The sequence below is a fragment of the Sutcliffiella sp. NPDC057660 genome (assembly GCF_042800035.1).
Taxonomy (GTDB): domain Bacteria; phylum Bacillota; class Bacilli; order Bacillales; family Bacillaceae_I; genus Sutcliffiella_A.
The window spans coordinates 16,383-30,626 of the sequence record NZ_JBHVHV010000017.1 but is presented as its reverse complement, the minus strand read 5'-3'; the positions used below and the strand labels follow the sequence as shown (position 1 = coordinate 30,626).

Annotated in this window: 6 protein-coding genes and 3 pseudogenes; 8 read left to right on the top strand and 1 reads right to left on the bottom strand. The window is 37.5% G+C overall.

Features of this window, described 5'->3' with window-relative positions; all coding sequences use genetic code 11:
• The first annotated feature begins 213 nt into the window (after positions 1-213).
• From ACFVAD_RS18770 to ACFVAD_RS18735, 8 genes and pseudogenes are all read left to right on the top strand, one after another.
• Positions 214-396, top strand: a complete 183-nt coding sequence (locus tag ACFVAD_RS18770; RefSeq protein ID WP_386643589.1) for a hypothetical protein — start codon at positions 214-216, stop codon at positions 394-396.
• Between the two features lie 12 nt (positions 397-408).
• Positions 409-786, top strand: coding sequence for a hypothetical protein (locus ACFVAD_RS18765; RefSeq protein ID WP_386643586.1), 378 nt, complete (start codon positions 409-411; stop codon positions 784-786).
• A 20-nt stretch (positions 787-806) separates the two neighbouring features.
• Positions 807-1,295 (top strand): peptidase M23, encoded by a 489-nt coding sequence (locus ACFVAD_RS18760; RefSeq protein ID WP_386643583.1) that lies wholly within the window; start codon positions 807-809, stop codon positions 1,293-1,295.
• A 306-nt stretch (positions 1,296-1,601) separates the two neighbouring features.
• The gene (locus ACFVAD_RS18755) at positions 1,602-2,471 is read left to right on the top strand and encodes a hypothetical protein (protein ID WP_386643581.1); all 870 of its coding nucleotides are present in this window, start codon (positions 1,602-1,604) and stop codon (positions 2,469-2,471) included.
• Between the two features lies 1 nt (position 2,472).
• Entirely contained in the window at positions 2,473-6,609 is a 4,137-nt protein-coding gene (locus ACFVAD_RS18750; RefSeq protein WP_386643578.1) for a PKD domain-containing protein, read from the top strand.
• Positions 6,610-6,972: 363 nt separating this feature from the next.
• Entirely contained in the window at positions 6,973-8,694 is a 1,722-nt protein-coding gene (locus ACFVAD_RS18745; protein WP_386643575.1) for an aminoglycoside phosphotransferase family protein, read from the top strand.
• 287 nt (positions 8,695-8,981) lie between these two features.
• A pseudogene (locus ACFVAD_RS18740) lies at positions 8,982-10,266 on the top strand (IS110 family RNA-guided transposase).
• 404 nt (positions 10,267-10,670) lie between these two features.
• Positions 10,671-11,192, top strand: a pseudogene (locus tag ACFVAD_RS18735) (lipid II flippase family protein); the annotation flags it as partial.
• Between the two features lie 74 nt (positions 11,193-11,266).
• Here ACFVAD_RS18735 and ACFVAD_RS18730 read toward each other — a convergent pair.
• Positions 11,267-14,225: pseudogene (locus ACFVAD_RS18730) on the bottom strand (Tn3 family transposase).
• Positions 14,226-14,244: the final 19 nt, after the last annotated feature.

The following is a 14,244-nucleotide window of genomic DNA, read 5'->3' as shown; positions in this document are numbered from 1 at the left end:
TCAACTTTTATGAAGGTCGCATTGACGGTAACGATGATAGTAGGTTTGTTATTTATGGTAGGTTATAAGCTTGTGGATTCAGAGGTTAGTAACTACAAAACCGATTTGATCGAGCAAGGTACAGATCACCACGGTTTAAATACTGGAGCTTCTAGCGACAGAAACTAATAAGTTATAAATGCAAATAAATAATAATAAACGGAGGTAATTTCAATGAACGGCAGTATTTCAACTTTTATGAAGGTCGCATTGACGGTAACGATGATAGTAGGTTTGTTATTTATGGTAGGTTATAAGCTTGTGGATTCAGAGGTTAGTAACTATAAAACTGACTTGATTGAGCAAGGTACTGACCACCACGGTCTAAATACTGGAGCTTCTAGCGACCGCAATTAATGGGTCTGTTCCATGAGTGAGATTTTAGCAAAATGGATGATGATATTTATAGCTATAACTATTATCTTCACACCTTTATTGGCATATACTGACTCGTTGCATAGAGAAGCAGTGGACACTGTTTTACACCAGGCTACGAAAGAAGCTAGTCTTAAAGGTCAGTTCACCACTGATATTATCAATGGTATGAAAGATTCTTTAGAGCAAGATTACAACTTTGATAGAAGTGAAATTGAGATAGTGGCCACGACTAGCTTAACAAGTCGTGGCGGCTACTTAGAATGTACAGTAACCACTCCAAGGGGACCTATCTTCATACTAAATATTTTTAACCAGGGTCCTAGCGAAATAGAACGGAAATCAAAAATCATGTCAGAATATACAGGTTAGTTTAGGAGGAAGCGGTTTTTATGACTTCAGTGCTTAGAGGGTTAGTGTTAGTAGCAATGTGGGCCGGAATAATGGTCATGCAATTTAACTTTGATCTGGATATGTCCGCCACACGAAAGCTCAAAAATGGTTTAGAGCTTGCTGCACATGACGCCGCCCTTGCATTGAATCAGCAGGAATTGAGTCAGGGTAGGATAGTTTTTGACCAAGCAGGCGCTTTTGGTAATATCAATAAATCTCTACAAGACAACCTTCAACTCGATGGATTGTACAAACCACTTCCAAAAACTTTCTTTCACAATCAAGTCAAGGTATTACATGTAGAGTATATTGATGACAGTAGCGGAGTAGATTTTCCAATGAACTACTCTAATAATACCTTTAATGTGTTAGAAACGATACATGGTCCAGCTGTAGTGATAATTGCTGAAACAAAGTCCCCAAGGTTCTTTAGAGGAGATACTATAACGGTTCGTCAAGCTGTAGTTTTCGAATACTTTAGACGATAAATCTCAATTATCTCGCTTAAGAACTAAAATTTGGTAGATTCCCTTAGTGAAGAATAGTATAATAATAGTAACAATATTATCTTATTCTTTTAGTGGCAATCTTCGATTAGCCGGAATCCATCAAACTCTAAACGGTCTTTGGGGCTGTAGAATTACTAAACAAATTAGATCCTTTCTAATTTGCTTGTTTTCTGCATTCCTAAAGGCCGTTTTTGTGTTGTTTGGATTAAGCGACTAAATCATTTAGATCTTCGCTAAAAATGAAGAGTATTGTTCACGATAATAAAACAAAGGGGAGAAAATCAAATGAAGAATTTATTGATTACTGCAGGATTGTTGTTAGGGAGTTTTATGATACTACCGAGTTTTGGAATTGCTTCTAACGAAAAAGTAGGAAGCTGCTCTATGACAATTGTATCGGACGTACATACTGATTTTGCGAACGGTGTAACAGCAGATAAGGAATGCAAGGATTTGGTATATGGTTATTTTTCTGCACATACAAAAAGGTTTAATATTAACGGACTTGTTAATTCAGAGGTTTCCCACAGTGGACAAGTGTTTAAATTAACACCTCCAACTGGGGACTATAGTTACTATAACTTGACTGTCTATACCGTATTAAAAGAAGAACCCAAGCCAGAGCCTAAACCAGAACCAAAGCCAGAGCCAGAGCCAAAGCCAGAACCTAAACCAGAGCCTAAACCAGAGCCTAAACCAGAACCAAAGCCAGAACCAAAGCCAGAGCCAATTGAAGAGTCTAAGACTGATTCAAAACCGGCACCTGTAACAGAGCCTAAGACAGAACCAAAACAATCAACAGAGATAAGCACTAGCTCAAAAACGTCTCAAAAAGAACAAGAGAAAACCACCGATCAAACGAATGATTATTCAGATAATACTGGTGTTACAAAAGAAAACACTCAGCAAGTAGGACAAGAAAAGAAGAATCTTGATGACCAACAACTTTCAAAGGAGGAAGATACAGATCCAGAAATAAAGGTGAATAAGGGAAAAGAAGAAAAAGTATTAGTACACAGTTCAATAAAGAATAACCTTACCACCGAAGATAATGAAACCGAGCAGAAAAGCCTCATTCTGCCAGCCATCCTAATCCTTATTGTTTTATTGGGGTTAGTAACAGGAGGGTATTTTTGGTACAGAAAGAGAGGGTAGGATGAAATATATTAAGCTAAGTCTTATATTCTTTGTCCTTCTTAGCAGTACTTTATTTTTTAATGAAATAAATGTTGAAGCAGCCAGTTCGCCTTACGATGTTAGTAATACAGTTGTAAATAACTGGGCTAATACGGTTGGGGGAAAAACTTTCCCCCAAAATTCAGGTAGAAAGTTAGCGTATGATGTTTATTCCCAAAAGTACACTAACGGAGGATATAACATAGTTAGTAAAAACTTCGGGCAGGGATCTCAACAGTATATCAACTTCCAAGGTTGGGCTGTTTTACACGGTCGTGCTCACCATACAAGCAGCAATCATGAGACATTCGTTGTAGCTCGGAAGGTAACGGGCAATTCGGGAATAGGTACTACAAAAGTCTATGGGACTTTACCTTATGGTAATTTGAGTGCTACTAAAGAACTTGAATATAATAGCCAAGGACCCACGGCTCCCTTGTATAATGAGTGTCCTTCCACTGCTACAAATAAGGACAATCAAATCAACTGTAATTTTAGATACGAGAATGTTGGTTTTGACGCATATTTACCTTTACAGGAGTTATTCCCAACTTCAGATGAAAATGCATCTTGGGAATTATTCATTGTAAAGAATGTAAATGGATATATAGTCTATTCCACATTGAATTTACCTTTTGAGTTTAGTGATAAAGACTACTCTTATGGAAAAATCAACTTATCCAGTGGGATAAATGCCGCTCAATTACAAATGAACGATACTAGTGTAATCTCAAGAACCTCCGCTCGACAGAGTGCAAAGAATTATTACGACACTCATGGTATGTATAGATATTTCACAAAAGATAGCTATTATACTAGGGTTGCTTCTGATGAAACTGGAACTGCTGTTTGGTACGGAGTTAGAGTACCTGCAGAATCAAATGCAACACGCTGGGCAAACTCTGCATACTGGACATTTGGGGGAGCCCAGGCCCGTATTAGCTATATTCCTGAAAAAGATCCACCACAACATCGAGAGCACAGTATCAGTAATCATAGATTCCAAAATGGAAATGACTACTGGGTGCAGCCAAATGATAGAGTAAATATTCGATTAAGGGGCTATGATGGACGTTCTTTAATAAAAAATACCTATTTAAGTTTATATGGGAATGGCTACGACCACCGTGTTTCTCATGATTTTAATGGTGGAAACTCCAACTATAACTATTACTGGTATAGTGGTAACCTGGATGCATTTTCTGGTCAAAGAACTTATGTATCGAGTGATCATAGTTTAAGGGAAGCAACATTTAATGTAGCTCCAAAAACACATGGTCATAATTATAGGGTATGGTCATACTATCTTGATAACGCAAATAATTATAGTACTTCCTGGTTCGATACACAGATGAATTTAAGAGTTGATGGTAATGTTCCTAGTCACACTTCCAATGAAATCATAGGAGCAAAGTACATTAATGGTAATGATTATTGGGTAAGGCCTAATGATAACGTTAATGTTCGGTTGAGACAGCATGATCCAGACTCTGGTAATAGACTTCAATATTTAAAGTTATTGGGAAATGGGCAAGATGTTCGAAGTTTACATACTTTTTATAACTCTGGAAACTACAACGAACAATTCTTTACTAGTCCACATGCTTCCATAAACACTGCTTCCCGTGAGGAAAACACAGCTTATGGACGTGTTTTATGGGGTGTAACTCCAAAAACTCATGGTCACACTTATGACATTCAGTATTATTTTGAAGATAATGTGAGAAACGCATTTGTTGATTATGTTTCTACTGGAAAGAGGTTAAGGGTTGATGGTGTAAATCCTACCGCTTCTTTTACCAATACCACAGGTACCACAGTAAGAATTGATACAGGTGATATTGATTCTGGAGTTAAGCGCCTACGATATCAAGTCTCCGATAACAATGGAGCGACCTATTCATCATTCACAGGGTGGTACAATGTAACCTCAAGAGATGTAGTACTTCCCCATCAAGGTCAACATAAAATTCGAGTTGAGGTAGAAGATAATGTTGGAAATATAGGAACCTACACTTCTAATATGTATCAATTTAATCAACCGCCTGTAGCTGATTTCACATCTAGTCCATCAACGGTTTACAATAATACAACCGTTTCATTCACTAACAATTCTAGTGATCCTGATGGAGATTCACTGACCTATCAGTGGGCATACCAAGAACCGAATTCTTCTACATGGGTAAACTTTTCAACTAGTACAAATCCAACTAGAGTATTAAACAAAAAGGGGACTTGGAATATCAAATTGACCGCTTCTGATGGAGTAGCGACACATTATGTTACAAAGCCTATCAATGTTCAAAACAGAGCACCGGTGGCAGATTTCACATCTAGTCCAACAACGGTTTACAATAACACCACGGTTACATTGACGAATAATTCCAGTGATGTAGATGGTGATTCACTGACCTATCAGTGGGCATACCAAGAACCGAATTCTTCTACATGGATAAACTTTTCAACTAGCACCAGTCCAACTAGAGTGCTGAACAAAAAGGGATCCTGGAATGTTAAATTGACCGCTTCTGATGGAACTACATCGCATTCGGTTACAAAATCTATCAATGTCCAAAACAGAGCACCGGTGGCAGATTTCACATCCAGTCCATCAACGGTTTACAATAATACCACGGTTACTTTCACGAATAATTCTAGTGATGTAGATGGAGATTCACTGACCTATCAGTGGGCATATCAAGAACCGAATTCTAGCTCTTGGGTAAACTTTTCCACGAGTACTAATCCAACTAGAATATTAAACAAGCAAGGGTCCTGGAATATACGATTAATTGCCTCAGACGGAACACTTACTCATTCTGTAACTAAGGCTGTAGCCGTTCAAAACAGAGCACCTAGTGCAGGATTTACTACAGATAAAGCAAGTTATTTAACAACTGATACAATTAAGGTGAGCTCAACAGCAACTGATCCAGATAATGATGCTCTAAGCTTTCATTATGAAGTAACGCAGCCTAATAATCAGAAGTTAACATTCAATATTGCTAATCCTGTAATAAATAATTTAATGAGAGGTTCATACTCTATTAAACAAACTGTAACAGATCCATTCGGGGCCAACCATACAATTACTAAAACGATAACGGTGAATGAAATAAATTTAACGGCTGTATCAATTGATATTGTTGATACGGATAATAAATCGGTTTCTCATTTAGTAGTTGGAAGGCAGTATCGAGCAAAAGTTCAATATCGTAATACAGGTAATTTAGATGTTTCCAGTCATAAAATTGGAATATATGAAGATGGAGAGCTCTTAACAGATCTAACAATTGATTCTATTAAGGCAAATGTCACATCAACAGTATATCTCCCGTTTGTTTCCAATAAAGCTGGTACCAATACATTTAAAGCTACAGTAGATTATCCAAATGCCATTTTGGAATCTATAGAAACAGATAATGACACACAGGTTATAAGATTAGTTAATAGAATCCCTATACCTGGAATAGAAACCGATAAAGACGAGTATTGGATTGAAGATGAGGTTTGTATAAAAAGTACAGCTTACGACCTAGATGACGACAGTATTACCATTTCCTATAAAATCATTTTACCAAGCGGGAAAATAATAGAAGGTTATGGACCGGATTTCTGCTTTAAGGTGGAAGAGAAAGGTAGTATTGTCATTGAACAAACTGTAACTGATGAGCATGGAGAGTCCGATAATAATACGATAATCATTACAGTAAACGACTTATTCATCAAAGGAAAAGTAGAACATACAGATGAATGGTTGAAAATTCACCAAAGTTTAGGGAATCCTATTGATCACTATTACTCAGGTGAAAAGCTGTTATTATCAGGTATGACTCCCCCAGCCCCTAGTAAATACGTTAAAGTTACAATAATTGGAGAAGATGTACAATCCAGAAACATTGAGGAAGAAGTCCCGTTAAACTCTTTAACTCAAGATTTGCACCTCAATGAATTCTTTAAAGAAAAGTACTCAAATCCTGAAGAAAGAATAAAAGATGGTACATTAATGCTTGCGTTTGAAGTAGAGTTTCAAAATGGTGCTGTGAGAAATGATATTGTCTATATTCAAATCATTGGCAGCTCATACCAAGCATTTAAGATTCATCAAACTTATTAAAATGGATAATTTTTAACTTTGTAAATTTTCATATTACCTCGGAATATGTTCATAATCTTTCGGATTGAGTTTCATAATTTTCCGGAAAGGCAAGTAATATGGAAACACTTTAGAGAAACGAATTAGTCGTTTCTCTATTTTTATTATTTATTTTCAAGTAAACCACGATGTTGCAAATGGATTAACTCTAAAAAGTAGATATTAATCTAATCTTCAACAATCGGGCCATATTCTGGAATAAAGCGATTGCTCAAATCAAGATTTTTTGAAATAATTGTAATTCAGTTAAAGAGCAGTAATAAATGCCGGTGTGAACAATTTTGATGAATTATTTATCTAGAACGAAGATAAGGAGGTAAAACGTTGTTCGATATAAAAAACTACGCTACATTTGAAAAAATCAAACCGATAAACAAAGGCTGGTCAAGTGACAAAAAATACTATATTGAAACCGTGACGAACGAAAAAATGCTGCTTCGAATAGCCGATATTTCAGAGTATGACAAGAAGAAAAGCGAATTTGAAATGATGAAACGGTTAGCCGAATGCGGTGTACCTATGTCGCAGCCTGTTGATTTTGGTATTTGCGACAACGGCAAGAGTGTGTATTCGCTTTTCATATGGTGTGACGGCGAAGATGCAGAGATTGTATTACCTAAAATGACCGAAACTGAGCAATATGTACTCGGTGTGAAATCGGGGCGAATGCTAAGGGAGATCCACAATATTCCTGCACCAAATAATCAAGAAGAATGGGAAACACGTTTTAACCGCAAAACAGACGGAAAAATTAAAAAATACAAAGACTGTGGCATAAAAATAGATGGTGAAGATAAAATCATCGCCTATATTGAGGCGAACAGACACCTCGTTGAAGGGAGGCCGCAATGCTTTCAGCATGGCGATTATCATGTGGGGAATATGATTATTTCGCCTGAAGGAGAACTGAGCATAATCGATTTTAACCGTAATGACTACGGGGACCCGTGGGAAGAATTTAACCGGATTGTGTGGAGTGCTGCTGTCAGTCCGCACTTTGCCACAGGGCAGATTAACGGCTATTTCAACGGAAGACCGCCTGAGCAGTTCTTCAAGCTTTTGGCTTTTTATATAAGCAGCAATACGCTGTCATCAATATATTGGGCAATCCCTTTCGGTGCAGATGAAGTTACCGTTATGAAAAATCAGGCAAAAGATGTTCTAACTTGGTTTGACGGCATGAATAATCCTATACCTACTTGGTATTTGGCAAATTTTTACATTCAGTACATAAATAATATTGCTTACAAATTAAAATCTCCTTTTGATATCTCTTTCATTGAGCAATATGGTGAGATTTTCAAGATTTATGACGATCAAGATTCGGGAAATATCTGCTTTGGCGTACAGAGCGGTGATAAGAGATATTTTATAAAATTTGCCGGCGCACCGACAGAGCAATATTCAGGCAAACCAGCAGATGCAATAGCAAGGCTGAAATCCACTGTTCCGATTTATAAGGATTTAGCGCACCCCAATTTGATAAGATTTATCAAAGGGGAGGAAGTAGATGGAGGTTTTGCCGCCATTTTTGAATGGACAGACGGCGAGTGTATGGGCAGAATGTATCCACAATCCAGAGAAAAGTTCTTGCAGATGCCGGATAGCACAAAGCTTGAAGTATTTAACGATATACTCGCCTTTCACATTCATATTATAAAGCAAGGGTATGTTGCCATTGACTTTTATGACGGTAGTATTATGTATGACTTTAGCACAAAAAAGACCCTAATTTGTGATATTGATCTCTATTCTAAAATGCCTTATACAAATACTATAGGCAGAATGTGGGGTTCAGCACGCTTTATGTCGCCGGAGGAATTTACACCCGGTGCAGCTATAGATGAAATAACTAATGTGTATTTAATGGGAGCTACCGCTTTTGCTCTGTTTGGTGGGGAAAAAGACAGGTCTATCGAAAAATGGCGATTGAGCGACGAATTATACAAAGTGGCGTTAAAAGCGGTCAACGATAATAGAGGCAAGCGTCAGCAGTCGCTTTCGAAGTTTGAATACGAGTGGAACAGAGCGTGTCAAATATTTTAGTCAGTAGGAGAATTACTTAGTTATTCAGTTGCTTATCCAGTATAGGGTAAGCTTTTTTTTGTGAAAATTTTTCTTGTGGAAGTTACACGAGTTTGAAATAATTGGTATTAAGCAATAGGGCAGGATAATGGAAGAAGAAATTAAGGTGCTAAATACATAAAAAGAAGCATTCCTGTAATGAAGGTATTTGAGGATTGATATAGAAAGAGCCCTCTTGGTATAGTACGAGGTGTCCAAAGCTTCGAAGCAAAAATGGACCCTTAATTTAGCACCAAGGAGGACTCAACATGCATTATACACAAAATCAAAAAATCTCTCAAATCACACCATCCACTCTTATCATTGGTATTGATATTGCCAAAGACAAGCACGTGGCACGCGCACAAGACGATCGAGGAATTGAATTTGGAAAGCGATTGGTCTTTGACAACCGAATTCATGGTTTTCAACTTTTATTGGATTGGATGGAACGCCACCAAAAGAACAACGGTAAAAAACATGTCATATTTGGCGTAGAACCTACAGGTCATTATTGGCTTAACCTGGCGTATTTTCTTCGTTCCAAAGGTTTTGACTTTGTTTTAGTCAATCCAATGCATGTGAAGAAATCGAAAGAGCTGGACGATAATTCACCGACCAAAAATGATACGAAAGAATGCCCGTGTAATCGCACAGTTAATAAAGGATGGCCGATACTCCGTACCGAACCTCTTGGAAGGCATCTATGCCGAACTAAGAGAAGGCGTCAAACTAAGAGATCAGCTGACCAAGCAACTGATGATAATTGAAGGGCGTATACAAAACAGTATCCAACGTTACTTCCCGGAGTTCTTCGATGTGTTTGGAGACTGGGAAGGAAAAGCTGCCCTGTGTACACTGAGGCTCTTTCCATTCCCTTCTCAAATTCAAGAGATGAACCCAGAAGAGGTATTGGCACAGTGGAAACCATTTGTACAACGCGGTGTAGGGATTAAACGGGCCACTAGGCTTGTGGAAACCGCCAAGAAGAGCGTTGGGATACAGATAGGTCTTCAATTTGCCAAAAGGGAGTTAGAGTGCCTGTTAGACCAATATGACCTTTACCAAAAGCAATTAAGTGAATTGGATGACGAGCTCGAAGTACTGGTAGATACGTTGCCAGGAGCCAAAGAAATGAGGAACATTCCTGGCATGGGTTCAACTACGGTCGCTTTATTCTATGCGGAAGTGGGAGACATCACAAAGTACAGTCATCCCCAACAGCTAGTAAACCTTGCAGGGCTCTCTTTACGAGAACACAGCTCGGGCAAATACAAGGGGAAAACGAGAATAACCAAAAGAGGACGAAGTCGTTTAAGAAGAGCACTCTATCTGGCTATTCGCCCAATGGTTGCCCATAACCCTACGTTTAAAGCCTTGCATCAGTATTACACAAAGCGAGCAGACCGCCCGCTAAAGAAGCAACAGTCGCTCATCGCCTTGTGTTGTAAGTTATTGCGAGTGTTGTTTGTCATCGGCAATAAACAATGTGAATTTGATGGTGCCACACTATTACGGGGAATACCTCAAATCAATGAATTACAGGCTGCATAAGCCTAAAAACTTACTTCAGAATAATCTTGTATATCTCAGTTACAAACACCGATAGTGCAGAGTTGGAGCTTATTTACACCATCCGGGCAACAAGACCCAGCAAAGGAGCATATCCAACCTCCACCTCATGGATACGCAGGACGAAGGAATGTGTGGATTACCATCCGGAGAGAAATGGGAGGGTTAGCGACCGTGACTTGCGTGGAGAACCTTAGCACGGTTATATGTTTTTTTACCAAACTAACCCAGTTTGGTCGTTAGGATGGCCCCCACCCTGTAAAAATCAGATAGATATTCAATTTCTATCCACCCATGTTGGTGAGTCTACTGATTGGTGTTTTTGAAAAACTGAGAATACGTGAGTATTCAGGAGATATTTTAACTTTATAGAGGGAGGTATCTATATGGAGTTCCTGACAGAAAAGTTATTATTTATAGCTTTATTTATTTTTATTATACATTCTGTAGAAACACTCGCATATGCTGTGAGGTTATCAGGTGCAAGGGTTAGAATGATAGCGTCAGCTTTATCTCTTTTTAACATAATGGTCATAGTCTCCAGGTTAGCAAATATGATGCAACAACCTTTCACTGGTAGTTTAATTGATACTGCTCCTAAGGAAAATGCTCTAGAGTTTGTAGAAATACAATTTCGAATTCTTATTGGAGCTTCAACCGTTGGAACGGTATTTGGAATTATTCTACTGCCAAGTTTCATAGCCTTATTCTCAAGGGCGATTATTCATTTATCAGAGGAAAGGGGTTCTGTCCCCTCTTTAATGAAAAGAATATTATCCATACAGTACATAAAGCGTGGCATTACCCATTTTAGTCTACCGAAGTTTTCTTACTTGCAGGGTACCAAGGTGAAGGATATGCCAATCAAATTATTTTTTGTAAATAGGGGTACCGCCAACATTTTGACATAAAACCCACGTTAAGACAATAAATGGAAAACAAAAGCTGATTTCTCTAACGCTAAGAGAAGATCAGCTTATCTTTATGTCTTTAATGGACGTAGTTCATTTGAGTTAGGTGCCTTTTTTAAGTCAAATGTATATTCACCTAATAAGTTTATGTGTTCCCAACCTAATGGGGAAATGTGAGGTAATAATTCCTCTTTTAATAATCCTTTAGCTTTTAATATCTTCGTAGCTTCTGTAAGGTAAACTGTATTCCAAACTGTTATAGCATTTATAAGAATATTTAAGGCACTAGCCCGTTGAAGTTGATCTTGCAATCCTCTTTCCCTTAACTCTCCACGTTTCCCAAAGAATAAGGCTCTTGCTAATCCATTCATTGCTTCTCCCTTATTTAATCCTCTTTGGACACGCCGACGTAATGTTTCATTAGAAATATAGTCTAATATAAAAATTGTTTTTTCAATTCTGCCCATTTCACGTAAAGCTGATGCCATTTTATTTTGGCGAGAATAGGATCCTAACTTACCTAAAATTAGAGAAGCTGATACTTTTCCTTCTCGTATAGAATGTGCTAATCGTAAGACATCATCATAATTATCTTGAATGACTTTAATGTTGATTCTCCCTCGTAAAATGCTTTCAATCTTTGAATAGTCATTAGATTTATCCATAATATAAAGTTTAGAGTCTGATAGATCCCGTATTCTAGGAGCAAAACGAAAACCTAATATATGGCTTAATCCAAAGACTTGATCTGTATAACCGGCTGTATCTGTATAATGTTCTTCAATAGATAATTCTGATTCATGATGAAGCAACCCATCTATAACATGGACGGCATCCCGAGCGTTAGTGTTAATAACCTTTGTATAAAAGGAAGAAAATTGATCGCTTGTGAATCTATAGATAGTAGTTCCTTTCCCAGTTCCGTAATGTGGGTTAGCATCAGCATGAAGAGAAGAAACACCAACTTGTACACGCATGCCATCAGAAGAAGAAGTGCTGCCATCTCCCCAATGTTTAGATAAAGAAAGGTGATGTTGAAAATTAACCAAAGTAGCCTGAGCTTTACTTAGAGAATCCTCATGTAATCGCCACTGGGCTGCATTAGCTAGCTGATGATAGGAAATTCCTGGTGTTGCCTCAGCCATTTTGGTAGGCCCAATATTGGTTCCCATTGCCATAATTGCGGCCATTACAATAGATTTTTCTTCTCCCTTAGGAGGACGATTATTAGATGCATGGGTAAGGTGTTCATCAAATCCTGTCCAATTGGAAACTTCAATCAATAAGTCCGTAAGTTTTACCCTAGGTATCATGTTATACAAAGTTTGACTAAGAGATTTTGCGTCTTCTGGTGTGTCTTTCTCTAAACGATATAACCGAATCCTTGACTTTTCAATACTTATTCCTTCGAGAGAATCTAAGTTTTTCAAAATATAATCTAATCTCTAATTTAAAGATTCATTTCTCTCTATTAAATATTCATTGGCAGACATACCAACGGCTAATCTATTGCCTGTATTTTTTGTTTTATCCCAAACATCTTTGGAGACCAAGTATTCCTCAAAATCCTTATGTAAACGACTTCCGACAACCCATATATCTCCTGAACGAATATGGTTTTTTAATTCGGTTAATGCTGCTAATTCATAATACTTACGATTAATATTTCCATCCTCATAATATACATGCTTTTGCCACCTCTTTGGCACAAAATCCAATGGTGCGCCTTCAGGAACTTGACGTTTTTTATTTTCGTTCATTTCACGCAAGACATTTAGAGCACGCAATACGGGTTCAGTAGCTTGAGTTGTATGGAATTCTAATTTACTGGAGAAGTACTGGTGTATACTTTCTAAGGTATGTGAACCGGTTGATTAATAAATCTAAGTAATCGTAGTCCATAGGACGAGCTAAACGTTTTGCTTCTTCTATAGAATCAACGATCTTTTCCCAAGGCATTATTTTCTCTAACAATTCAAATGGATTTAACTCTTCATTTCGTGCTTTTACTAAAGCTTCTCCAATGTCTGCAAAGTGCAATATTTTTTCATTGATAGATTTCCCATTCTGCTTTTGCAGTTCCTCTTGGGCTTTTCTACCCTTTGACTGTAAGATCATGATTTGGCGGTCGTGAATTTCTATAGCTTGATCGATTAGATCCTGACTAAGAGTTAAAAGATGAGCTACAAGAATAGCATACCTTTTATTCTCTTTAAATCTTCGAAAAGAATGAGGTTCATATCGGATACCTAACCTAGCAAGCTGAAGCAACCTATTGGAATGAATGTGCTTGATCCCTGTTGAAAGATTTAATAAACGTATATGTTCTAATCTTTCAATTACTTTTAAAAAAGCATCTGGTGAGGATTGACCCGGTATTTCCCTAAGCCACCCAAGCTTTGTTTTTGATTTATCTGCAGGGGTAATAATTAATTTTTCCAATTGTTGTTTTTGCCATTGGGATAACGGTTTATAGAGTGAATTATATACTTTTTCCTCTGCCCTTCGCCGTGTTTCCCATACTAACCTTTCAATCGTTGTAATAGAAGGTAAGATGATTTTTCGCTTTCTCATTTCATCTAAAGTCATCCTTATTAGGAATAAGGAATTTCCATTTTCCATTGCATGGGGGAGTAATGCCTGTGAAATAATCCGATATGACTTTGCGGACAAATTAGAAAAACCATAATGGTTTCGTATTTCTTCCATATGTTCATGTTTCGTTTGCTCTCGTTCAGAGTATAACTTAAATTCACTTGCATCTACTTGTAACTGTTTAGCAACATAGGTTAGCACCTTATCAGGAATGTTCTTTATATCCGATAGAGACCAACCAGGATAACGAAAAAGACAAATTTGAATAGCGTATCCCAATCGATTATGGTCTCTTCTTCTACGTTTAATTATCTCAATATCATCTTGTGTAAGGGTGTAGTAATATGCTAATTCCCATTTATTTAAAGTAGAAGGGATTGTAAAAAAATCCTTTCTTTGATCAGGTGTAAGTAGTTCTCTTGCTCTTAGATACATAGGAAAATCCTCCTAATCC